Source organism: Symmachiella macrocystis, assembly GCF_007860075.1.
Classification (GTDB): domain Bacteria; phylum Planctomycetota; class Planctomycetia; order Planctomycetales; family Planctomycetaceae; genus Symmachiella; species Symmachiella macrocystis.
The window spans coordinates 1,566,471-1,591,397 of the sequence record NZ_SJPP01000001.1; the positions used below are offsets into that span (position 1 = coordinate 1,566,471).

Below are 24,927 nucleotides of genomic sequence, written 5' to 3' on the forward strand. Positions count from 1 at the left end.
CGCATGGTCGCTCGTCTAATGCGGCATTCGAAGTTCCGGAAGACTTTGACGCGTGAAGATCTGGTCCCATTTCTACAAGTAGTTTCAAAACCATCTGACGCGTCGCACTGACACCGATCCAAACGTTTCGAGAACCAATGCAACCGGGTTTAGAAACTGGTTCTAGCAAACGTAAAGAGCACGGCTGACTGGCCTCCCTTCATTGATGCTGTAAGCGCTTTTGTCTGGCAAGTTCATGGCGGCAGAATTCATCATTCCAACTCGGCTGCTGTTGAATAGACCTGTGTACATTTAAAAACGCTTGGAGATGACAATGAAAAGACGAAATGTGTTCCTTGGGGCGTTTACTTTGCTGATGCTCTCCGTCCTGAGTGCCACGGTCGCCATGGCCCAAAAGGCTCAGGTCGACCGTACCGAACTTCCTCTCAAGGGACCGTGGTATCCCCCCATCACAACGCTTGATGCACGGGATGCTAAGGCGCCGCCAGTTTTCGAAGTCAAAGCGCCCAAGGATGCTCCGAATGTTGTGATCATCCTGCTTGATGACCTTGGCTTCGGCGGCACGGGCGCGACGGGAAGCGTCTTGCCAACACCGCACTTCGACAAGCTCGCCAGGAACGGGCTGTTGTATAACCAGTTCCACACCACGGCGCTTTGCTCGCCGACGCGGCAAGCCTTGATCACCGGTCGCAATCACCATTCGTGCAACCAGGCCAAGATCACGGAAGTCGCGACTTCTTTTCCAGGCGCAACAGGTATGTTGCCGAACGACATCGCCACAGTCGCTGAGACGCTCAGGCTCAACGGCTACAGCACAGCGGCATATGGCAAGCACCATGAAACAGCCGTTTGGGAAATCAGTCCTTCAGGACCATTTACGCGCTGGCCCAACTTTGTCGGTTTCGATGAGTTCTACGGATTCATGGGAGGTGAAACCAATCAATGGTCGCCGGCGGTCTATCACAATCTGAATCGCGTGGAGACGCCGGACGATCCCGACTACCATTTCATGAACGACATGGCAACGAAATCCATTGAGTGGATGCGTTTCCAACAGGCACTCACACCCGATAAGCCGTTCTTTGTTTACTTCGCTCCAGGGGCGGTGCATGCACCACATCACGTGCCAAAATCGTATATCGACAAACAGAAGGGACGCTTCGATGAAGGTTGGGACGTGATCCGTGAACGGATCTTTGAGCAACAGAAAAAACTGGGGGTCATCCCAGCCGATACGAAGCTTGCCAAAAAGCCCGATGATATCAAGGACTGGTCCGAGCTCTCAGACAAAGAGAAAAAACTCTACGCCCGTCAGGCCGAAGTCTTCTCCGCGTTCCTGGACATGACCGACTACGAAACGGGTCGCGTCATCCAGGCGATCGAAGATATGGGCGAACTTGACAACACGTTGATCTTCTATATCGCAGGCGACAACGGTACCAGCGCCGAAGGCGGGATGACTGGGCTGTACAATGAGATGACGTACTTCAATGCTGAACCGCAAGGTTCGGACATTGACGTGATGCTGAAGCACTATGACAACTGGGGTGATCCATCCACCTACCCGCATATGGCGGCCGGTTGGGCGGTCGCATTCGATTCGCCGTTTACGTGGACCAAGCAAGTCGCGTCCAATTATGGCGGCACGCGCAACGCGATGGTGGTGCATTGGCCGGAACGTATTAAAGCGAAAGGCGAGATCCGCTCGCAGTGGCACCACGTGATCGACATCGCACCCACCATTCTTGAAGCGGCTGGATTGCCTCAACCGCGAATCGTGAACGGCGTGCCGCAGCGGCCGATCGAAGGAACCAGTATGGCCTACACTTGGGACTATCCAAATGCGCCAAGTCAACATACGACCCAGTACTTCGAGATGTTCGGTAACCGTGGCATCTACTTCGATGGCTGGTTTGCCGGCACGGTTCACGTCAAGCCTTGGGCAAATCCCGAAAACCGGTTCCCGGAAGATACATGGGAACTCTACCACGTCGCCGAAGACTTCAGCATGTCAACGGATCTAGCCAAGCAGCATCCCGACATCCTCGCCAAGCTGCAACAAGTATTTCTCGGTGAAGCGGTTAAGTACAAAGTGCTGCCACTGGACGACCGCCGACAGGAACTATTCAACCCCAAACTGGCCGGCCGCCCAGACCTGATGTTTGGTCGCAAAGAACTAACGTTGTACGAAGGGATGGACGGATTGCTCGAAAATGATTTCATCAACGTCAAGAACACGTCGTTTGAAATCGTTGCCGAGGTTGATAGCGGAGACAAACCGGTCAACGGAGTCATTGTCGCTCAAGGTGGTCGCTTCGGCGGTTGGTCACTGCATGTCAAAGACGGCATTCCAAGATACACCTACAACTATCTGGGCCTTGAGCATTCTGTCGCCGCTGGCAAGACCAAACTACCCAACGGTAAATCCACCGTAAAAATGGACTTTGCCTATAAGGGTGGAAAGAAACCAGGAGCAGGCGGCACAGCCACCCTCTACGTAAACGGTAAGTCAGTCGCGTCGACTAAAATCCCCAAAACGGAGTTCTCTGTCTTTTCAGCGGACGAATCAGCTGGGGTGGGCATCGACATGGAAACGCCTGTGTCGGAAGAGTACGACCGCTCCGGCAGCAAGTTCACGGGCAAGATTGACAAGGTGACAATCACGCTGAAGTGAAGTCACGTGCCAAAAACCGCTATTCACACGGCTGGGGCACCGTGTCCCGGTCGTGTGATGGTTTGCGGCATCCGTTTGCGAGCAAGCGTCGAGTGCATCGCGATGCACCTTCCGAGGCAGGACGATTGATCCTCCTCACAAAAACAGCGCTGCAATGCTCTTGCATCCGACACCCCCCCCGACACGCAAACGCCGACCACTCGCCTTCGATGCGCGTCGCTGCGTCATATGTCTTTCGGTCGGCTATTCTCACCGCAGAGGACACAGAGCAGCGCGGAGGGGGCTATTGGTGATCGAAATGTTGATGTGCGAAGAAACTATGGGCGGGAGGCTGCCCTACGGCACTTTGGACCGTGCGTTTTCGTCAATAATTACCTATTGATCACGCCGTGTCTGCCGAAACCACTTCGCAGCCTCTTTGCTTAACCGACTTGGCCATTCCGGTGAGCCAATAACATACCAACTTTCGAATCTCCCATTTGCGTCGAGTCGAATCACCAATTGCTCGTCAACCATATCACTATCTACGCCGAATGATTCTAACCCTTCCGGTGGATAATACGCACCAATATCGTAAATCAAGTCCCACTCATATTCATCTCCATAATGTCCCTCGCCGTTTCGGACATAATAGGTGCCATCCGAAGACAACACGTTGTTGAATGTGGAATGGCGTCTTTCCTCACTCCACGTCGGCGACTCTCCCAGAATCGCTTCAATCTGTTGCCTATTTTTGCCCACAAGGTGATTTGAAACCAAGTCATTAATCATTCTCTGAGGAATGGTAAATGCCTTCGCATCGCGCCGGGGGACATCGTTGGGATCCCAGGCCACCCACGTCTCCGATGCGAACGGAAGTTCATCGATCTTCGGTCGCAGCAAAACGATGCCGAAGACAACGAACAGCACCATTGCGATTAAGACGCTTCCGGCCAAAAAACGCCTCAAACTCCCACTTCTCTTCAGATCATTTAACTCGTTCATTGGGTTATCGTTTCTGTTTTCGTCTATACTTCTTTCGCTCAAACTGAATCTCTTATAGAGTGAATTGAGGACGTAGCCGGTGATCGATGATTGAGGGCCACCAAACATTCTACATTGTGGGTTCAGGGAAGCGAAGGTTGTGGGCGCCGCCCGCGCAACGCACTTTGCGAAAAAGGCATTTCTGCAGATTAACAACCCAAAGTTCGCCGCCTTCACGATCACGCCCTAGAACGGCAAGCCGCTCCTCGGGACGAAATTCAATAACACTTTGCATCGCAGTCTGAATTCTGATTTCCCCGCAAGCCAATTATCATTCGGCACCCCCATTCACAAACCCATCAAGGTCCTCCAGCCGAATCTTCAACACCTCTACGCTCTGCTTCCCGCCCGAAAATGCCACCAGTAGATGCCCCTCGTGCTCGATCACGTGGGGGTAGTCGATGCGGCGGCCGCCGATCAGGTAGCCCATGCGGGTGAAGACCAGGCCGTCGTCGCTGATCGAGAGGACCAGCGGGTCGCGTTTTTTGGGGTTGGCGTTGGAGACCAGGACGTAGCGGCCATCTTTAAGGCGCAGACCGTTGATCTTGGAGGTGGCGTCGGGGAAATCGGTCTTGGTCGGCCTGCTCCAGGTCCGGCCGTTGTCGACTGAAAACGAACGGTACAAAAATCCGCTGCGGCGGTTGTCGCGGAACAGTGCCATCAAATTGCCGTCGGGCAATTGCCACCAAAACGGTTCCTCCGCCGACAGTTCGCTACTCGAACCGAGCACCGGAAACGACTCCCATTGGTCGATGCCTTCCACGCCGCCGACGAGAAACTGCACGCCCGCTTTTTTGTAATTGTACGGGCGTCGTGACATCATCCATTGGCCGGTGGGGATTTTTTGGGGCGGGAAGTTATTGATCGCATTGTCATAAATGACCCCCTGGTCCTCCCAGGTTTCGTCAGCAGGATTCAGGCGAAAGGCGTGTAGTTCCAGCCCCGGTCCGAAGAACCCAGCGGCTTCATCCAGCGAGGCCAGCGCTAATAATTCGCCGTCGCGCTGCCAGAACCCGCGCGAAATCCACCGCCACCCCTTAGTGGTCCGTGTGTTGTAATGCTCTGAATCGGGACCGGAGTTGGGTGGGATTGGTGTGAGGAATTTTGGCGCGCTCCATTTCAATCCGTCGGGACTAGTGGCGAATTTCACCCGCTGCCCGACACGGTCTTCGACACCCGGTCCGTCACTCCACATCGCCCAATACTTGCCGCCGTGATGCACCAGGTAGTTGTGTTGATTGACTCCTTTCGATTTGCGCACGTCATTGACCACGGTGTGCTGGCTTTTGATGCGGGGTAGTTTGGCGAAATCGATCGTGTGCGGATCGTCCGGCACCCAATCGGCTTTGAGCATCACCGGTGAGAGCGGATTGTCTTTGGGGTGCGGCGCCGTGGCAGTGCTGTGCCGTAGGACTTGGCCTCGTTGCGCCAAGCGATCTTGCAGTTGTCCGATGGGAACAGCGCGGGGTGCGACGTTTTTCTCGACGGCAAGGTCAGCGGCGGCGCCGGCGGCTTGGCCGAGCGCCATCCAGGTGGGTTCCATGCGAATCGACGAAAACCCGACGTGCGTCGTCGAAGCAGCGACCGGCACAATCAAACCGTCGATCGTTTTGGGAATCATTATGCGGTAAGGAATTTCATACGGCCGCGTGATGTGATCCAGCATGCCGAGATAACCTTCGAGCACGATCGTGTCTCCCGGTTGTCGTTTGCGGCAGGGGAAACTATCGATGGGAAACTCACCGACAGCGATGCTGTCGTCGTGATGACGCGGCGTGTTGTCTTGGCCGTCGCCGGTGATGTCATGTTCGGTCAGCGTGTACTCACCGATCAACCGCCGAGCTTCACGGACGTAAAGCTGAAACGGGAAATGCCCGTTGTCCGCGAATTCATCCTGCGCCAGATGCAGTTGGTTAGCCAATTTGCGATGAGCGGCCGGGACTTCGTCGTCGTTTTGCAAAAACCACAAAAGGCCCAATGCCAAATTGCGGTGCCGCGCACGGATCCGCTGGCGGGTTTCTTCGTCGCCTTCTACATAGCCCGCATTTTCTTCGGGAAAGGGAAATCCCAACGGGCGGGGATTGATGTTCACGTCGGATTTATTGTTGGGAATCTCCGTGACCGATAGCGCCCGTACCAGCGTGCCGAAGTGCGCCGGATTGTAACCGCGGCCCGGTTTATACGATTTCGGTGCGTCCAACCGTCCCGCTTTGAGGTCGTCGAAGTAGCCCAGATAGTTTGTGCGGTCATAGTCGGCCGGCGGCTCGGTGAGCGGATGGACGTTGGCCGGATCGGTCGTTAAGCAGAGGCGATAGGTGTAGGCGGGCAGCCGATCGTCCGCCTCGCCGGTCGTGCCGGGCAGGATGGTTTTGTTTTGGTAGTCAAAATAAATCACCCCTGCATGCGGCTCATTGAATTCCTCGCGCGATTCGCGGCCGATGCGGAACTTTGCCCCGGCAGCAGCATACAGGTCGCCTTCGTAGGTCGCATCGATGAAGACCTTTGCTGAGAGCGTTCGCGATTCATCCGATTTGCGATTCACGATTTCGACAGCGACCAGGCGGTTGTTGGTGACGGTCGCCGACTTGAGCCGCCAGCCTTTAAGCACGGTGATCGTGGGGACTTCGCGCAACATCTCATCGAGCACGTCTTCGGCGACCGAAGGCTCATAGTAATAACCGTCGCGACATTTTTTTACGTTTTCATGATCGCGGCCGTAGGTGCGAACGTAGTGTTCGCGAACGCGCGCAATGTATTCGGTGAAGATTCCGCCGACCATCTCACGGTGTTCGATGTCGCTCTTGCCCAGCCCACCGGTCATCATGCCACCGACGTGGTCGTGGTATTCAACAAGCGTCACGTTTCGCCCTGCCCTCCCGGCAGCAATCGCCGCTGTGATCCCCCCCGGCGTGCCGCCGATAACGACGACGTCGGGTTTGGCGGCGTGGACTGAGGTGGCGGAGAGTAGGCAGATCAGAGTTGCGAGTAAACTTCGGAACATAGTCGAGAATCCTTGAAACAAAGTAGCGACCGCGCGCGGCGGTGTTATCGTACGGTCAGCGCAGTTGGCAATATCTCATGATACGCGTTTGGATTGGCAATCGCGAACCGTGAAGGCGTAATAACAGCAATTTGTGAGTCTGGCAATCTGCGGGTGCAGGAGCATCACTCACAACGGAACCGGGTGGCAGCGATTGCAAAAGGCAATCGGTGTGCCGCAGGCACAAGAAGCCGCGATTAACGCGTGCAGTGTTTCGCAAAGTCCTCAATCAAATCTGCGCGGCAATTGCGGGTTCCTGCGGGCTGCGCCCGCCCCGAACTATTTTTAGGCGAGCGGCTATTGCGAAGGCCGTTCACCCCGCCTCGGCCGGTTCGATCTCGTCCTCAGCCAAGCAAATCATCAGGTGGTACAACTGTTTTTGTTCGCAGAATTGCAGATACTCGGCCGGCATTCTGTCGAGGGTTTTTTGGTCCCATTCGACCATGTATTTGCGGGGCGGTTTTTTCTTGGCGACCTCGGCGATTGCGCCGGTCCAGCCCGCCAAGGGGAAGTCGGGCATGTCGGGAGACGTGACGCCCTCTTTGACCCGCACGAGGGTGCCAATCGCAATTCCGGAAGAGCCTGCTGCGCGCTTTTTTGCCATTCTGCCGCGTCCATCATTTTTCATTGGGGGACATTCGGACGATGCACCGAAAACGAGCAACGCTGGAACTTGTTCGCCCATTCCCGATCCAGGCCGGTCATTGGTCTATCAGGTTACAAAAATTCGCTCGTCTCGTCCAACCGGTCGTTTTAAGATAAGCACCACCCGGCTGTCGATGGCAAACGTTTGGTGTTCCCGCGCGTGGGGGAAATTTGGTATCACATATCTCCTTAATCAAACATCCATCTGTCTAAAAACGACGGGCCGCTATTATGAAATGTCCGCTATGCGAGCAAAAACAAGCCGTGCGACTCCGCGAGGTGCATTGTGTTGCGCTTTGAAGAGACCGCGTTTTGGGTGTTGCATCGCGGCAAAGAATACGGCCCCTTTGACTACCAGTGGAGCAAGGATCTACACGGAATCGAATTGATGTTCGAGGGCGACAAATTCGGCGAGTTTATCGGCCAACACCAATTGCACGCCGATCTTTCCTACTATCAACTCCCCCGAAAAGTCGCAACAGTCGCCTCGATCGTCCTGGGCAGTGTGGTCTACGGCATTCGCCAAGGCTGGAATCACGAACGCCGCATCCAGTTTGCCCACGAAAACCTACGCAATAAACCGAGCAGTTTGTGACTGGTGTCGGTTCGCTGATTGACGCCGCGCGATTTTGACGACCGTGCCGGGAATCGGGTAGAGTGTGCGTTGCCATCACTTGCCGCACTGCTTCCACTGGATCCAAAGATCGCCCTGCCATGCTACCGGTCACCTATGACGACGTGCTCGCCGCTGTGCCCCGCATCCGGAAGGACCTCTCCCCTACCCCGCTCTTGGAGTGGCCGGGGTTATCGCAATTGTTGGGGCTACGTTTTTTTCTGAAACACGAAAACCATCAGCCGGTCGGCGCTTTTAAGGTTCGCGGTGGGGTCAACCTCGTCAGTCAATTGTCCGCTGCGGAACGACAAGCGGGCATTGTCGGCAGTTCGACCGGCAATCACGGTCAGTCGTTGGCATTCGCCGCGCAGCGGCATGACGTTCCTTGCACGATTGTCGTTCCGGCACGTAATAATCCGGACAAGGTGCGCGCGATGCGGCAACGGGGCGCGACCGTGATCGAACATGGCCGTGATTTTGATGAGGCTCGCGAGGAAACGGAACGGTTAGCAAAAGTAGAAGGCTATCGCTACGTGCATTCGGCGAATGAACCGCTGTTAATCGCCGGTGTGGGGACGATGGCGCACGAGATTTTTGAAACACTGCCCGCACCGGATGTTATTTTTGTGCCGATCGGACTGGGAAGCGGCGTATGCGGAACGGCTATTGTTGCCAAACATCTGCGGCCAGCCACGAAAGTCATCGGCGTCCAATCCGAACGGGCGGCGGCGGTTGCAAACTCCTGGCAGTCGGGCACGATTCAATCCGCTCCCTCAGCCGAGACCTGGGCCGAGGGAATGGCTACGCGCGTCCCCGCCACAATGACCCTCGAGATCATGCGGCAACTGATGGATGATGTGGTGTTGGTCAGCGAAGAGGAATTGCGGCAAGCCGCTTTTGAGATCCTGCGGCAGACACACAACCTCGCTGAAGGCGCCGGTGCCGCTACATTAGCTGCTGCTTGGAAACTTCGCGAACAACTCTCACAACAAACCGTCGTGGGCGTACTCTCGGGAGGCAATCTTGACCTACGGGAACTCCCCGCGATTCTTGCATCGGGTGGTTTGGGCGACGTAGGATGAGCAATGTCGTGCGTTAGTTTCCCGCACATGAAGTCTGTCGGCACATCCATCAACTCCAAAACGAGTGCTTGAAATTATGAGACCGCTTCACGCTATTTTCACCGTCGTAAGCTTCGGCGGCCTGCTCGCGACGGTGTCCGATGCAGCCGATCCACTACCGAAATATCCCGGACACCAGGACCTTTCTTACTACCTCGATGCGGAAGGGAAACGACATCCCATTCGCACGCCGGACGATTGGGCGATCCGTCGTCGGCAGATTTTGGCAGCTATGCAAACCGTGATGGGACCGGTGCCGGGGGACGAAAAACGTGTTCCGCTCAATGTTGAGGTGCTGGAAGAAACAGTCCTCGAAGATGGCCTTGTGCGGTGCAAGATTGCTTATGACACCGAGAAAACGACGCGTGTGCGGGCTTATCTGTTCTTGCCGAAAACCGAAGGCGCAAAAACGCCGGCGGTGTTGTGTTTGCATCAGACAACCCGTCCTGGCAAACGTGAACCAGCGGGCCTCGAAGGCAAGCCAAACCTGCACTACGCGCTGTATCTTGCGCAACTGGGCTACGTGACTTTGGCTCCCGATTATCCTTCGTTCGGTGAATACGAATATGACTTCGATCGTAAAAAGACCGGCTTTCGTAGCGGAACGATGAAGGCGATCTGGGATAACATGCGCGCGATCGATTTGCTGCAAGATTTAGACGAAGTTGATGGAGAGCGGATCGGTTGCATTGGGCATTCACTGGGGGGACACAACACGATGTTCACCGCCGCGTTCGATGAGCGGATCAAGTGCCTCGTCTCCAACTGCGGCTTCACCCGGTTTCACAAGTATTACGACGGCAAACTAGTTGGCTGGACGAGTCCGCGTTATATGCCGGCAATCAATAACGATTACGGAAACGACCCGGACAAAGTGCCGTTTGACTTCCCTGAAATCATAGCCCTGTTTGCCCCGCGGCCGTTTTTGGCCAGTGCCCCGGTGCGTGACAGCAATTTCGAAGTCTCCGGCGTCAAGGAAAGTATCGCCGCTGCCCGACCGATTTACAAATTGCTTGGAGCGGCGGGCAATCTCCAAGCGAACTATCCCGACAGTGCGCACGACTTCCCGCCCGCAGCGCGGCAGGTGGCCTACGAGTTTTTCGACCGGCATCTGCAACGATGAGCTTACAGACGGCGGCCTGATTCTATAGATCGCAACTTGCGTTCCCGGGAACGAGTTTGGATACTGATAAAGTCCGCTCTATGCGGGCAGACATTCATTTTTTCATTTTCTCCCATCTTGTCGCTGTCGTATCGTCGGGTCGAGAAGCGCCGCTGCACTTCACGATCGATAACGGCCCAATTCACGAGGTACACGATGCATCGAAATGACTTCTTGAAATTGATCGGCACGGAAGCCAATGCCGCTGAATACCTACCGGTCGCCGGTTCGTTGCGCAATGGAAATGGATTCGTGGGACGGTACAACGCAACAATGAACGTCGGTCTGGCGGAGACCTGTATGCTGGTCAATGCACGGATCTTTGAATTCAAGGAGGGACGTGCCGGTGGGCGCGGATCGGTCCAGGACTTCAATGATTTCTTGGAAGAAGTCGTTGCCCGCGTGTCGGTTGACGGTGTCCCGGATGCCTTGGCGGTAGGGAATGAGGATTTTGGAAAAGCGATCCCACTGACGGCAATTGCGATGGACGAAATCACGATTGTGTATCCAGTGTCGCACATCCGTTCCTTGCTGGAACGGGCCTCCAAAGTGCAAAGCGACACCTCAGAAAATACCACTGCAAGCAATACCCCGGAAGAAATCCCCTCGTTTCTTGACTTCGAGCAAAGCCCGGTGTTGAAGGTGTTGCGGACGAAACTTTGGTAGGCGGGCGGCGAATTCCTGGTATTCGATAGCCGCACCTGTGATGGACAATTTGGGGCTGAGCATGACCATAATGAAATCAGCGCAATCGAATGTGGCAAATCGATTTTTGACAATAGCAATCACGGGACTTTGGATTGCGCTCGCTCTGAATGTGCTGATTACGGTCATTTGTCGCGGTCGGCATTCTGAGGCTCTCCATGTTTTTTGGATCACCTGCGAAATGGCGGCGATTTTCGGCTCGCCGGTTGCTCTGTGCTTCGCATGGCGTGGGAGTCGATCGGACAATAATCATGGAGATCACAAGCGCGAGTTAGTGGCCGCGGTGTTATTGATTGCATCCGTCGTTAATTGGCCGCTGTTGTTCTATTTCACGAGGCCATGATCTCAACATTGGTGCTGCATTGGCTCAAACAACCGAGCAGTCCGCTCTTGGTTGCAAGGGGCTGACATTACCAGCCAACCGTTGGGCAATGCAAAAGCCCTGCTGATCAGAGCAATCAATCGCGGCAAAAACGTGTCAAATGTAGATCATTCGGCAGGCTTCGGCGTAAGAACGGAGACCGACCTACCGGCCAACGATAAGCTAAGCCACCACATCCGATACAACTGCTGTCACCGGCCCCCTTTTACATGCTAAGATATTCATACCGGATTCCAGCTCCGTATTCTCACCCGTTTGACTGAGGGGGGGCAGCGTTCTGGTATTCGTCGTACCGACTAAAACGGAGTGCGGTACGTCCTTCAAAGGATGTTGACTCCCTGGATTCCCCTACGAATGAGTCGGTTTTCCCATGGCTATTGCTGACGAACAAGCACAATCCTCCGCCGAATCCCCTCCCCGCTACGTCAATCGCGATGTTAGCTGGCTGGAATTCAATGGGCGCGTGCTGGAAGAGGCTGAGGATGAAACCAATCCGTTGTTGGAACGGGTCAAATTCCTGAGTATTGTCAGCAGTAACCTGGATGAATTCATGATGGTCCGGGTCTCGGGTATTCGCTCGCAATTAAACGGCGCCGAGCAACCGGTCGATGAGACACCCGACGGTTCGTCGCCGCGGTATTTGTTCAATCGCATCCACGAGCGGAATCACGAACTGGTCGGTCGACAATACGCCTGCCTGCAACAAGCAGTGTTGCCGGCGATCGCCCAACATGGCATTCGCCTGTTGGAACCGGAACAACTTTCCAAAACGCAGCAACAATACGTCGAAGACTATTTCGAACAAACGGTGTTCCCCGTGCTCACGCCGATGGCCATTGATCCCAGCCATCCGACGCCGCACTTGCAGAATCGCGGGCTGTATTTGGCTGCGATGGTCCAACCGATGCTGCGCCCGCGCGGGGGGCCAAAACGGCTACTGGCGGTGGTGCAAATCCCGACCGTGTTACCGAGGATGGTCGAACTGCCGGGAAAGGGAAGCGATTTCATCCTGTTGGAGCAATTGGTCGCATCCCGCCTGGACCGACTGTTCGGCGGGTCGAACATTAACTCTTGGACCACCATTCGTGTGACGCGCGACGCGGATCTCGACATCGACGGCGACGAAGTGATGCACGATTTGTCGCAGGCCATTGAAGAAGGCCTGCGAGCCTTGAAACATCGGGACCCCGTACGGTTGGAAGTCACTGCGGGAGTTGACGAAAAACTGGTGGCCACGGTCGCAGAGCAAATGCAGCTGGGACCGGAAGAAATTTATCATGTGGACGGCCCGTTGGATTTGACGGCGCTCATGTCTTGGCAGAGCTTGCCGGGATACGACCACTTGCGCGACGCCGCGTTCACGCCGCGACGACCGGCGGAATTCCCGGAAGAGGCCGATGTCTTCGCTGCCATTCGGAAACGGGATATTCTCGTGCACCATCCCTACCAATCCTTCGGCTGCGTTGTTGATTTCCTCGACCAAGCAGCCGAAGATCCCAACGTGTTGGCCATCAAACAGACATTGTACCGTTCGGGCAGTGAAAGTCCGATCGTGCGCGCACTGATGAGTGCAGCTGAGGCTGGTAAAAACGTCACGGCGGTTGTGGAACTCATGGCGCGTTTCGACGAGCGGGCGAACGTGAGTTGGGCGCGGCAAATGGAGCGGGCCGGCGTGCACGTCGTGTTTGGTTTTTTGGATCTAAAAACGCACTGCAAAACAACACTCGTCGTTCGTCGCGAAGGGAACCGACTGCGGCGGTATGTGCATTTGGGGACCGGCAACTACAACGCCACGACGGCGAAGATTTATACCGATTTAGGCCTATTTACTTGCCGGCAAAAATACGGCGAAGATGTCAGCGCCTTGTTCAACATGCTCACCGGCTACTCACTGGGGCACCAGTGGAAGCGGTTAGTCATCGCCCCACATGACCTGCAAGCCAAGACGTTAGAACACATTCATCGGGAAACAAAACGGGCGTCCGAGGGGCAGCCGGCGCGGATATTCGGCAAGCTCAATTCGCTGGTCGATGGCGACGTGATCGAAGCGCTGTACGAGGCGTCTCAAGCTGGTGTCGAGATCGATCTAATTTGCCGCGGCAGTTGTTGTTTGGTCCCCGGAGTCCCCGGGCTGTCGGATAATATTCGCGTGCGGAGTATTATTGACCGCTTCTTGGAGCACAGCCGGATTTACATCTTCGGCGCGGATTCAAATGCCGATGTGTACCTCTCCAGTGCCGATTGGATGCCGCGTAACTTCCGCCGCCGCGTGGAAGCCATGTTCCCCATTCTCGAACCGACGCTAAAAAAACATATCATGGAGTCGATCGTCCCCACGCTGCAAGCTGACAACGTCAAGGCGCGTGAGATGCAGCCCGACGGATCGTACCGCCGCATCAAGCCCGGCAAAGGGACACCACCCGTGCGGTCGCAAGTCCGGTTCCTGGAAGAAATGGCCGCCAACGACGCTATTGACGACAACGTCTAAACGGTCTGATTATTTATCCCCAGCGGGACGGACCGCCGCTTGGAACTCCTGGAATGTGATCCACTTCAACTCGTCTTTAGCCAAGAACCGTTGCCAGGAGACGATGGCTGCTCTGTCCGAATCGGTGAGCTTCCACCGAATCTGGTGCCGCGATTTTAAATGCAGGCCGTTCTTGCCGTTCTTGCTGGGGTGCTTTAGTGAAACACTCAAAGGTATGGCGCCGCGTTTGCGCAGCGCTTGATTCACCAGCAATCGTGGAGCGGGGAAAATCGACGCCGGATCCAACAGTGCATTGAACTGTTTTGTCCAATCGGCATACCGCAAATAGGACTTGACAATCTGCGGCTGCAGATTCGGTTTGGTTTCAACTACGTAGGAGTAATACTTGCTCGTCATCGACAGCTCGTTTTTCTTCGCATCAAAGCGCTCATCAAACTCGGGCTGCCATTGAAATTTCAACTCCGCTGCCTTTTGCAGCGTTTCGCGCGACCCGCGGCGTTCCAACTGTTCGACATGACTGAGGATTTGACGATCGAATTCGCGTTGGTTGGCAACGATATCAGCAAACGAAATCGTCGTCGCCAAATTTCGCGCCTCGCTAAAGATTGTGAATTGTTGCCGCCCGGGTTGATAGATCGTAATTTCTCCCAACCCCGGGACTTGGTCGTAAGCCTCGCCCGCATGAAAGATCGTCCGACTGCGGCCGACAATCTTGCCAGAATTGACGTGTTCGGTCTCGGTAATCACCGTGAAGTCTTGCGCGCGAACCGACGAACCACCAAAGATCAACAATAGGTTGATGCAAACGAGGCATGCAATTTTTAACGCCATCAGCTTGTCCTTCGATTGGTCGTCTAATTCAATGAAACCGCACGGCCGTCGGCGGTCTCGCTGCTTAATGTGGCTTCGATGAAGGCCACCGTTTCCAACATCACATCCGTGGTCAGTCCCGCAGTCCCGGTTTCAAAAGTGCGGACGATTTCGCGGCACAAATTTCGATACGCATAGCGTGCGGAAACATGGATCGGCACCACCGCGTGTTCGCAAAAGGCCATCGCGCCGTATCGCGTCTCCCCTTGCAGCAGTCCTCGCAAGGTTCCCACGCGATCATCACGCCAACGCCCCGTGACCACTTCGGCCGTTGCCGTAAGCAATTTCGTGACTTCGCCGCAACCCGGCCCCATGACGGCAAACAACAATTCCGTAGGATGAATGCCGTAATGAAACAGCCCCGGATTGCCCGTCATCCGGTAGGCGGGGCCGTAGCTCACCGCCCCCAATATCGGACCATAGTCCGCGGTGCGGCGCTGGAATTCCAACACCTCCTCCGCGAATCGCATTGCTGAGGCGCTGAAGATCGAGACGCTGCTTTCGTCGGCCAGACGCACGATTTCCCGTGCTGCTGACAACGAACAGGTAAAGGGTTTGTCGACATAGGCCGGAACGCCCGCTGTTAAGAACGGACGGACCCGCTCTAAATGGACGTCGCCGCACAAAGAGAGCACGAGTACGCCATCGATTTCGCCGATCATGTCGGTCGGCTCGTCGACGATCGTCACGCCGAAATCCTGTAGTTGTTGGGAGTGCGGCGCGATTCGTTCCGGGGACATCGTCGACGTGCCGGGACAGCCGCTCACCACGCGCGCACCATCGACGCATTGGTCGCTGTCTACGCCCACGTGGTTGAATCGTTTCGTGAACTCAACCGCGTGGGACGAATCGAAATCGACGATTCCCAATCGGATCATGCGCATCGACCACAGCATTTTCGCAGGGACTGCCAATCAGTCCCCACGAACCGTGGCCTCTTTTGAGAGGAGAGTAGAGTTGAGAGAGTATGTAGAAGTGGCGGGAGAATAGCGACGCGCCCGATTCCCAACAAGGCGAGTCCCCGCCAAAAGAACCGGCAGATTTTGCCGGTCGGAGAAACGAAGCGACCTCCCCGATTTCAAGATACCCCCTCCGCACGCTTGTCCCCTCCCAGCCGCATCCATTAAGCTGCCGCGCATTGAACTTCACGCACACTATTAAGCGCAAAGAGGAACAACGCATGACCGGCAAACTCGACGGACGCATCGCACTCATCACCGGAGCAGGACGGGGAATCGGACGTGCCATCGCACTCGATTTCGCCGCACAAGGCGCCCACGTCGCCGCCGCCGCCCGTTCCCAAGACCAGCTCGACAGCCTCGTCAAAGAAATCACCGCTGCCGGGGGAACTGCGGCAGCTTTTTCCGCAGATCTATTCGACCGCTCCGCCGCTGCGGAATTGGTCGCGGAGGTGAAGGCTAAAATGGGGGCTGTTGAAATCCTGGTGAACAATGCGGGCATCGGCAGCAGCGCCAAGCCCGCCCCGGTCGCTGAGTTCGACGATGACTTTTGGGATAGCACCCTACAATTGAACCTCACCGCGCCGTTTCTACTCTGTAAAGCCGTGTTGCCCGATATGATAGCCGCCGGCTGGGGACGCATAATCACCGTCGCGTCGATCAATAGCCGTATCCCCAGTTTTCACGCTGCCGCCTACAACGCCAGCAAACATGGCGTGATGGGCCTGGCCCGTACGGTCGCCGTCGAATATGCCCGCGCAGGCATCACCTCGAATTGCATTTGCCCCGGCCCGGTGAAGACAGTGATGAACAACGCCCGTGTTGAGTACGATGCGCAGCGCAAAGGTGTCGACCACGACGAATACGAAGCGGGGCTGACACCGATCGGCGGACGGCTGGTCCCCGAAGACATTTCGCCGTTGGCGGTTTACTTGGCCAGCGACGATGCCAAAATGGTTACCGGACAATCCTATAACGTAGACGGCGGGATCGTGATGTCATGAGTACAGAAGAACACACAGAGCAACATCCAGATCAGCAAGACAAGCAAAAAGATTGGGACCAGCGGTATCGCAACGACGACACGCCCTGGGACAGCGGGCTCCCCTCGGCCGAATTGCGCCGCGTGCTGGACGAACAAAACATCGCCCCCTGCCGCGTGTTGGAAATCGGTTGCGGCACCGGCAGCAGCGCGATTTATTTAGCCGGCCAAGGCTTTCAAGTGACAGCGATCGACATCTCGCCAACCGCTATCGAAACAGCCCGTGCGCGAGCAACGGAGGCTGGTGTCGAGGTGAATTTTGTGGTCACGCACATCGGCGGTTTCGAATCCCCCGCCGAGCCGTTCGATTTCATTTTCGATCGCGGCGCGTTCCACTGCATCCGCAAGGTCTATTTGCAGGGCCTGTTGGTCCTCCTGAAGCGCGTCACCCACCCCGGCACGCGGTACTTAACGCTGACCGGCAACAGCGACGAACTCAGCACCGACAACATGCCCCGCCTCCGCGCCGCCGACCTGTGCAGCGACCTGGAGGAGCTATTCAAAATCGATCAACTGCGAGCATTTTACTTCGAAGACGCCCCCGACCTACGCGGCCCGTTGGGCTGGTCGTGTTTGATGACGCGGCGCGGTGGGTGATTCGGGCGTACCCGTCCCAAGCAAGGTAGGGCCGGTTGTACCGGCCGTTGCGAATTGGACTTCAATTGACCGCGGTTTCGTCCGGCACAGCCGGACCTACTGGACTGAGTCTTGCTTGAGGAGAAAACGCGAAGGGTGCTTGAACTCGCGGCGCAGGATGGTCTACCAGCGGCGGACGGCTTGTGTTATTTTTTCCGCCGAACGCCTCACCATTCTCTTCAAGGCACCCAGCGCATGACAACCGACTATGATCCGATCGCGGAACAATACCAACTCTCCAAGCAGCAACCTTGGCGGATGTATATCGAGTCGTACGGTTTGCTCGACTTGGCGGGTGATTTGTCGGGCAAGGCGGTTGTTGATTTGGCTTGTGGGGAGGGGTTTTATTCGCGGTTGTTGAAACATGGCGGCGCGCAGCGGGTCTTGGGAGTCGATTCGTCGCAAGGCATGATCGACTTGGCCAGCAAGCAGGAAGTCGAGCAACAAGCCGGGATCGAATACCTGTTGAGCGATGTTCGCGAAATGGTGCATGCGGGCGAATTTGATCTGGCAGTGGCCGCTTGGCTGCTGAATTACGCGTCGACGACTGAGCAACTTGAAGCAATGTGCCAAACTGTCTCGGCATGCCTCAAGCCGGGCGGACGGTTTGTAACAGTTAATTCCAGCCCACTAATCGATTGGACCACAATCCCGTCTTATCGAAAGTACGGTTTCGAGGCATTGTTCGGCGACGAATTGCGTCCCGGCGCGCCGATCACGTGGAAGTTTTATCTAGAAAACGAAACGTTCGACATCGAAAATTATTACCTCTCGCAATCAGCGCACGAAGAGGCATTGCGCGGTGCCGGTTTTAGCGAAATCAATTGGCGGCCCCTGCGAGTCTCCGCGGAAGGAACAACAGCCTACGAGGCGGGTTATTGGGACACGTTTCTAACCGTGCAGCCGGTGATATTTATTGAGTGCGTGAAGGGGTGAGCTGCGGCGTGTTTTTGCTGCGCGGCTCGGCAGGAGCCTCGCCCTCCCTTGTCGCACGGCTGATACGCAGCTATTCCACCGGGTTGTGTAGCACTCCAATGCCGCCGATCTCGGCGTCGACCGTGTCGCCCGCGTGCAGGAAGGTGCCGGTGGTTTTGCCGACGCCGGCGGGGGTGCCGGTGGAGATGATGTCGCCTGGTTCTAAAGTCACGTAACTGGAAATGAACTCCACAATCGCGGCGACCGGGAAGACCATTTCGGATGTCGAGGAATCCTGCTTCACGTCGCCGTTGACGCGGAGGGTCAGTTTCATGGTATGCGGGTCGGGTTGTTCGTCGGCGGCGAGTACGCACGGACCCATCGGGCAAAACGTGTCATGCCATTTGCCGTGCAACCAATCGAAGAAGCCATCTTTCTCACGCTGCTTGCGGCCGGGGTTCGGTTGGAATTGGCGATCGGAAATGTCGTTGACGACGGTATAGCCGGCGACATAGTCCAGCGCCTCCGCTTCGCTGACCCCTTTACATTGGCGGCCGATGATTACGCCCAGTTCCAATTCCCAATCGACATGATCGGGTGAGACGGCCGGCACGCGAATCGGATCGCCGGGATGCGTGAGCGTCGTCAGTGGCGGCTTCATGAAGACATAGGGAAACGTATCGGCCCGTTCCTCCGCTCGGCCGCCCCCTTCTTCGATGTGGGCTGTGTAGTTTCCGGCGAGCAGCAACAGTTTCGTCGGATTCGGAATGGGGACCAGCAATTTCACCGAATCGGTCGGCACGGAGAGTTCCGCTCGGCCCGCGTCGTCGAGGTTTTCAATACGAGACTGCAAAGCGGCAACGGCTTCCCGCGATTCGCCGCAGGTCAAATATGGGAGCAGGCTGTTACTCTCCGGCAGTGCGACACGCGCTGCTTGAGCGGCGGCCACGAGAGGAATGACGGAAGTTTCCGTATAAAAACCGACTGCTGTTTGTCCATTCAGTTCGTACCGGCAAAGTCGCATGGGGGCTCCTCGTCACAATTTTCGGCAAAGGTTCCGGCTGTTTAGTATCTGTTTCTCGATTTGTAGGTCCCAGTGTGGCAATCTGGCGACGGATTCTCAATTGAAGCGGGCGGGAAAAATATATTCTCACCAAATACGAATAGCCCTCAGGACGTATTTTTGGGGAGACCCCCAGAGAGTGGGAGGTACCGATTGCGCTGCCGGTTGGCAGCGAACGGCTCTTGTCAGATATTTTTCCCGGAATAGAATTCTGGTGAGCGGATTCCTGCTGTAGTATGTTGATATTCGGCGGCAGGCTCATTTGCGAAGAAAACGGTAGATGAAAATCACGTGCCCACCGACCGGCGCGAGGAGTAGTGAACGATGATTGGTTTTGATTTCAGGTATTTGCTGTTTGTGGCCCCAGCATTCCTTTTGATGCTCTGGGCACAGGCACGTGTAAAAAGTGCGTATCACCGCGCGATGCAAATTCCCGCTCCCTTGAGCGGCGCAGCTGCGGCGCGGCATATTCTCGATCAAGCAGGTTGCCAAAGTGTCGCGATTGAAGAAGTCGGCGGGCAATTGTCCGATCACTACGATCCACAGGCAAAGGTCCTGCGGCTCAGCCATGAGGTGTATCAAAGCCGTTCGATGGCGGCGGTGGGGATCGCCGCCCACGAAGCCGGGCATGCCATGCAGGATGCGCAGCGGTACGCGCCGCTAGTGATCCGCAATTTTGCCGTCCCAGCCGCCATGTACGGACCGACAGCGTTCATGGTTTTGTTCTTCGCGGGATTGATATTCAGTATGCCGGGGCTGATGTGGTTGGGTGTGATTTGCTACGGCGGCGTTTTGTTGTTCCAGCTCGTGAATCTTCCCGTCGAATTCGACGCCAGTAACCGCGCCAAGGCGGTGCTGGCGGACTTGAATATCGTCGACCGTGACGGCGCGATTGCCGTCAAAGACGTACTCAACGCCGCCGGTTGGACGTACGTCGCCGCCACACTGCAAACACTGATGACGGTCCTGTACTACGTCATGATTCTGCTGGGCGGTCGCAGCCGGGACTGACTTGCTGCGAAAAACCAAGGCCATTTCAGAGTCGGGCGGGCTACTAGCCGCCATGTGCGGCGGCGGTCATTGCGGCGGCTAATTCGCCCATCGCTTCGGGGCTCTTCTCGGCGGCGCGGACGATGGCCGAGCCGACGATTACGCCGTCCGCCAGTTTGCGGAGCGGTTCGACCTGTTCCGGGCGGCTGACGCCGAAGCCGACTGCCAGCGGGACATCGGTTTGCGTTTTGAGCCATTCGAGTTGTTCGTACAACTCCGGCGGTAGGTCGTCGCGGACACCTGTTGTGCCGGCAATGCTGATGCAGTACAGAAAACCCGAGGCGAGTTCCAGAATTTTGGCCGTCCGTTCGCGGGTGGTTGTCGGCGCGATCAATTGAATCAAATCCAACCCGGCTCCGCGAACAATCTGTGTCATCTCATCCGCCTCATCGGCGGGCAAGTCGGGAATGATGAATCCCACAAACCCAGCCGCTTTAGCTTTGGCGACGAAGGTCTCCGGACCAACGCGCAGCACAATGGCATAGGCGACCATCGCGACCAAATCGGGGAGTTTTCCCGTAGCAGACTCGGTCACAGATTTCACGCAGGCAAAAATATCGTCGACGTGGAGTTTTCGATCGAGCGCCCGCGTGTAGGAGGCCTGAATTACCGGGCCGTCGGCGATGGGATCGCTGTAGGGAAATCCGATTTCAATCAAATCGACATCCTGCGTCGCTAATTCGCGAATCAAGGCGGCGGTGGTTTCGATATCGGGATCGCCGGCGGTAATAAAGGGCATGAATGCCATCTGTCCGTCGGCTTTGAGTTGGGCAAAGGTCTTGCTAATCGGTGTGGTCAATGTCTTATCCTTGTGTGGCGGGCCAAAAGGTCTGGCTGCGCCGATCGTCTCGTGGTTGCCTGTGTCTTGTGCGTGTCTCAATCAATCAAATGCGACAATTCTTGCACCTTTTGTGAGTGTCGCATCAAATCGTCATGCAGATCGGCGACATCCTCATAATCGAGGCGGCGGGCCAAGGTCTCAAATTCCTCGCTGTCGGTTGGAGGAACGGTGAGATCGCGGGCATCGCCGCGGACCATCCGCAATGCGTCAATCAGCCGCCGGAAAAAGACATACGCCTTACGCAATTCCTTGCGTGTCAGTTCCGTCAGGATACCGGCATTGCGCAATGCTTTCAAAGCCGCCCGAGTATTCGTGGCCCGCAACTCCGGATCGGTGTGGCCGTTGGTGACCTGCATACCCTGAACCAGGTATTCCACATCGACCAACCCCCCGGGAGAAAGCTTGGCGTTAAACGTTCCTGGTTTGACCAATTCACGCAATTGGCGTTCGCGCATGCCCCGCATGGCGGTCACGTCAAACGGTTCCCCTGCGTAAATACAACGATCCCGCAGGCTGACAACCTGCTTGCCAAATTCCTCATCGCCACCAATCGGTCGCAATTTGACCAGCGCCTGCCGCTCATAGGGCCACGCCGGGCTGCCCGGCATGAAATACTGATCAAACGCCTCCCAAGAGACGGCCAACGCCCCCGCTTTGCCATAGGGCCGCAACCGCAGATCGATTTCAAAAATCCCCTTGCGACGGGCTGAAATGGTGCGGGGAATCCGCTCCACCAGCTTGCGATAAAACTCGGTATTCGTAATTTGCTCAGGACCGGTCGTCCGCCCCGCCCCTGCGTAGACGAACATCAACTCGACGTCCGAAGCGTAACCCATTTCACGACCGCCGCACTTCCCCAGCGCACAGACGGCCATCGGGCAGGGAGAACCGTCCTTTAACTTGGGTTCACCGAAACGATGTAGCAAACGCGTCATAACTAGTTGATAGGCCGCATCGACGACAACTTCGGCAATGTCGGTTAACTCCGAGGCAAACTGACCGAATTCCGTGACATGCCCTAAAATATGCCGCATATCCGCGCGGAACATTTCGCGATCTTTGAATTTGTTCAACCGCTCAACTTTTTCCTCACGATCCTTTGCCGATTCGAGCAGCTCCAGCAATTCCTCCCGCATTTGATTTTTGGTCTTGGCCGACTCCAAACCGTCGACATCGCTTACTACGGGAAAGAGGTTCTCGTGCTGCATTCGCAAAAAGTCGGCCCACAGAAAATCGCTCACGCCCAACAAGCGGGCCAGTGCTTCTAGGACTTTGGAATTGGAGAGCGTCGCGATTTCATCAAGCCAATCATCGCGGCTGAACATCTGTTCGACGAATTCCCGGAAATGGAGTAGCGCCGATTCCGGGTTGGGAGCGTTTGGCAATAACTGTGTAAACCATTTTGTGAGTACCGTCGCTGCGCGGAGTTCTCGTTGTTGCGCGGGGTCGGTGATTTTGTGACCTTGATCGTCGGTGATATACAGCGTGTCATACACACGATCCTCGGAAGATTGGACCACCACACGAGCCAGATAGATGTTGTTCAACGCGAGCGAATTGGTCAGTTCGTATAAAAAGCCGATCGTATCGGCCGCGTCGATGTACAGCACCGTAAAATCGGCGGACGCATCGTTGTCGATTTTGATATTCATCGGATACAACGTCGTGGAAACGCCCGACAGTTGTCCCAATGCCAATCCAACCCGCCGCGCCAATCCGCCTTGCGCTTCGAACGGGTCGCCGGAGTGCACTTTGGCGGTCAGCTCCAACAATTCCTCAGCGTAACGAGTCCACAGCTCCTCACTAATCACCCCCGTGTCGGGCCGTACGGTCAATACGGCCACCATTCTCTGCAGGTTGCCCTGCCCGGCTGAACTGTCCGTATAAGAGCGGCTGACGACGTTGCCCGCGTCGATGTGAAATCCATGCACAAATAACAAACCGCAGATCAACGACAACTGCCCCGTATGATCCATGCAAACGATGGTCACCTGCCAGCGTCCGTCCGCATCAGCGGTGGCGGCGACTTCGACGAGATGGTCGTTTGACAAACGCGCCGCCATCCGTTCGTGCTGCGCAGTTTCTTCCGGCGCAAACAGGTCCTTCTCAGCGGCATCTTGCGGCCGCGTCGGAGAAGCCGCGGATTTGGGAACTTCGACGACCAGGTTTTCCAGCGGGTCCCGGTCTGACTCGAAATGATGTTGATAGATGTTGCGGATTTCCTCGGAGTGTTTGCGATAGTGCGTGAGGAAATGAGCCGAGTCCTGAAAGTCCAATCGCCGCGCAAGGTAATTGAGTTCCTCTTCACTTTTAGGCAACGTATGCGCTTGCTTGTAATGCATTAGCTGCAGGGAGTGTTCGACTTTTCTGAGGAAGACATAGCCATCTGTGAGGATGCGGTATTCCTGTGCGTTCAATAGTCCAAAATCCGCCAAGCGGACTAGCGCGTCGAGTGTGTTGAAGGTGCGGATCTGTTCGTGTTTGCCGCCGTAGGCCAATTGCAAGTATTGGGCGACAAATTCGACATCGCGTATCGACCCGGCTCCTAGTTTCACTTCGCCGAACTTGCGCCCCTTTTGCTTCAAATCGGCTTCGATTTGCTGCTTCATGCGATGCACACCGGTGCGGACCTCGTCGGGGGTCGTCACATAGATGTCCTGGCGGGCTTCGGCCAGAAACGCATTGCCCAGTTCCATTTCGCCGGCGATGATCCGCCCTTTGAGTAACGCTTGTTTCTCCCACAGCATGGCATTGGTATTGAGGTAATCCAAATACCCGGAAACCTTCGTCACCAATTCGCCCGACCGGCCCCACGGGCGCAGCCGCATATCCACGCGATACAAAAACCCTTCTTGGGTGGATTGATTGATTCCCCGAATCAGGTTTTGCCCCAACCGCCGGTAACTCCCCGCATCGCCGTTGGTCAGAAAAATCAAATCGATGTCGCTACTGTAGTTCAGCTCCTCACCGCCCAGTTTCCCCATGGCGATTACGGCAAAATTATCCGTCGCAACTTTTGCCTGCCGTGCGGCGATGATCAGACAGGATTGCACCAGTGCATCGGCCAACAACGACAATTGAACCGTGACGGATTTTAGGTCGGCCAAACCGAACAGATCACAGGCTCCGATTCGCAGCAATTCCCATCGCTGATAGCGGCGCAGGGCGTCGAGTTGGGCGGCGTCGTTGGCCATGCCGGCCATTGATTCTTGAGCCGCAGCGAAAAATTCCTGACGACTTTTCAATTCCGCCAGATGCTGGTGCTGGGCCAACGGCGCGAGGTAAGCGGGATTTTTGCGAAGAATCTCGGAGAGAAACTCGCTGCTCATATAAAGTCCGACGAGCATCTCCACCGCACGGGGCGAGTCCCCCATGAAACGGAACATTTCCAGTTTGTCCGGCACATTCTGCAAAAAATGATCAAACTTAATCAACACGCCGTCGGGATCGGCGATATCGGCCATCGTAATCAGCAAGGTCGGCAGGCAGCGGCAAAACTCCGAACGGTGCGGCCCCGCTTCGGCGATTTGCGTCAGACGTTCGTACGCCGCCGCCGGGTCGGTGAAACCGACAGTCGCCAAAAATTCTCGCGCGCCGGAATCATCCAGTTCACCACGTTCAAAAAGTTTGCTGAAGCTTTGGTACATTGCGGCCTGTTATGGGTGCGTGTTCGGCTGGATTTCGGTAACCCCTGCACA

18 protein-coding genes are annotated in these 24,927 nt (G+C 56.0%); 10 read left to right on the forward strand and 8 right to left on the reverse strand.

Annotated features, from left to right (window positions below; all coding sequences use genetic code 11):
- Positions 1-313 precede the first annotated feature (313 nt).
- The gene (locus CA54_RS06105) at positions 314-2,674 is read left to right on the forward strand and encodes an arylsulfatase (protein ID WP_231962983.1); all 2,361 of its coding nucleotides are present in this window, start codon (positions 314-316) and stop codon (positions 2,672-2,674) included.
- A 375-nt stretch (positions 2,675-3,049) separates the two neighbouring features.
- Here the strand turns inward: CA54_RS06105 and CA54_RS06110 are convergent, their stop codons facing one another.
- The 3 genes from CA54_RS06110 to CA54_RS06125 form a co-directional block, all read right to left on the reverse strand.
- Positions 3,050-3,874, reverse strand: coding sequence for a hypothetical protein (locus CA54_RS06110; RefSeq protein WP_146369939.1), 825 nt, complete (start codon positions 3,872-3,874; stop codon positions 3,050-3,052).
- A gap of 94 nt (positions 3,875-3,968) precedes the next feature.
- Positions 3,969-6,698: an FAD-dependent oxidoreductase gene (locus CA54_RS29755; protein WP_231962984.1), complete on the reverse strand. Its 2,730-nt coding sequence runs from the start codon at positions 6,696-6,698 to the stop codon at positions 3,969-3,971.
- Between the two features lie 352 nt (positions 6,699-7,050).
- Positions 7,051-7,341, reverse strand: a complete 291-nt coding sequence (locus CA54_RS06125) for a hypothetical protein (RefSeq protein WP_146369940.1) — start codon at positions 7,339-7,341, stop codon at positions 7,051-7,053.
- A gap of 327 nt (positions 7,342-7,668) precedes the next feature.
- On the opposite strand from CA54_RS06125, the gene CA54_RS06130 reads away from it, so the two are divergent.
- From CA54_RS06130 to ppk1, 5 genes are all read left to right on the forward strand, one after another.
- A complete protein-coding gene (locus tag CA54_RS06130) occupies positions 7,669-7,977 on the forward strand; it encodes a hypothetical protein (RefSeq protein WP_146369941.1) in 309 nt (102 codons plus the stop codon).
- A 119-nt stretch (positions 7,978-8,096) separates the two neighbouring features.
- Entirely contained in the window at positions 8,097-9,077 is a 981-nt protein-coding gene (locus CA54_RS06135; protein ID WP_146369942.1) for a threonine dehydratase, read from the forward strand.
- A gap of 76 nt (positions 9,078-9,153) precedes the next feature.
- Positions 9,154-10,239, forward strand: coding sequence for an alpha/beta hydrolase family protein (locus CA54_RS06140; RefSeq protein ID WP_146369943.1), 1,086 nt, complete (start codon positions 9,154-9,156; stop codon positions 10,237-10,239).
- Between the two features lie 195 nt (positions 10,240-10,434).
- On the forward strand, positions 10,435-10,944 hold the full coding sequence (locus CA54_RS06145) for a hypothetical protein (protein WP_146369944.1): 510 nt from the start codon (positions 10,435-10,437) through the stop codon (positions 10,942-10,944).
- 791 nt (positions 10,945-11,735) lie between these two features.
- Entirely contained in the window at positions 11,736-13,853 is a 2,118-nt protein-coding gene (gene ppk1 / locus CA54_RS06150; protein ID WP_146369945.1) for a polyphosphate kinase 1, read from the forward strand.
- 9 nt (positions 13,854-13,862) lie between these two features.
- Here ppk1 and CA54_RS06155 read toward each other — a convergent pair whose 3' ends face one another.
- Positions 13,863-14,684, reverse strand: a complete 822-nt coding sequence (locus tag CA54_RS06155; RefSeq protein WP_146369946.1) for a hypothetical protein — start codon at positions 14,682-14,684, stop codon at positions 13,863-13,865.
- A 23-nt stretch (positions 14,685-14,707) separates the two neighbouring features.
- Complete coding sequence (locus CA54_RS06160) at positions 14,708-15,607, reverse strand: Gfo/Idh/MocA family oxidoreductase (RefSeq protein ID WP_197532231.1); 900 nt, start codon at positions 15,605-15,607, stop codon at positions 14,708-14,710.
- Positions 15,608-15,903: 296 nt separating this feature from the next.
- On the opposite strand from CA54_RS06160, the gene CA54_RS06165 reads away from it, so the two are divergent.
- From CA54_RS06165 to CA54_RS06175, 3 genes are all read left to right on the forward strand, one after another.
- Positions 15,904-16,686, forward strand: coding sequence for an SDR family NAD(P)-dependent oxidoreductase (locus tag CA54_RS06165; protein WP_146369947.1), 783 nt, complete (start codon positions 15,904-15,906; stop codon positions 16,684-16,686).
- Complete coding sequence (locus CA54_RS06170) at positions 16,683-17,321, forward strand: class I SAM-dependent methyltransferase (RefSeq protein ID WP_146369948.1); 639 nt, start codon at positions 16,683-16,685, stop codon at positions 17,319-17,321. The genes CA54_RS06165 and CA54_RS06170 overlap by 4 nt, the downstream gene beginning before the upstream one ends.
- Before the next feature lie 234 nt (positions 17,322-17,555).
- On the forward strand, positions 17,556-18,296 hold the full coding sequence (locus CA54_RS06175) for a class I SAM-dependent methyltransferase (protein WP_146369949.1): 741 nt from the start codon (positions 17,556-17,558) through the stop codon (positions 18,294-18,296).
- A gap of 70 nt (positions 18,297-18,366) precedes the next feature.
- Here CA54_RS06175 and CA54_RS06180 read toward each other — a convergent pair whose 3' ends face one another.
- On the reverse strand, positions 18,367-19,299 hold the full coding sequence (locus CA54_RS06180; RefSeq protein WP_146369950.1) for a fumarylacetoacetate hydrolase family protein: 933 nt from the start codon (positions 19,297-19,299) through the stop codon (positions 18,367-18,369).
- Between the two features lie 363 nt (positions 19,300-19,662).
- On the opposite strand from CA54_RS06180, the gene CA54_RS06185 reads away from it, so the two are divergent.
- Entirely contained in the window at positions 19,663-20,349 is a 687-nt protein-coding gene (locus tag CA54_RS06185; RefSeq protein ID WP_146369951.1) for a zinc metallopeptidase, read from the forward strand.
- A 43-nt stretch (positions 20,350-20,392) separates the two neighbouring features.
- Here the strand turns inward: CA54_RS06185 and trpA are convergent, their stop codons facing one another.
- Together trpA and CA54_RS06195 are read right to left on the reverse strand one after the other, a co-directional pair.
- Positions 20,393-21,187, reverse strand: a complete 795-nt coding sequence (gene trpA / locus CA54_RS06190) for a tryptophan synthase subunit alpha (RefSeq protein ID WP_231962985.1) — start codon at positions 21,185-21,187, stop codon at positions 20,393-20,395.
- 77 nt (positions 21,188-21,264) lie between these two features.
- Positions 21,265-24,876: a [protein-PII] uridylyltransferase family protein gene (locus tag CA54_RS06195; RefSeq protein WP_146369952.1), complete on the reverse strand. Its 3,612-nt coding sequence runs from the start codon at positions 24,874-24,876 to the stop codon at positions 21,265-21,267.
- Positions 24,877-24,927: the final 51 nt, after the last annotated feature.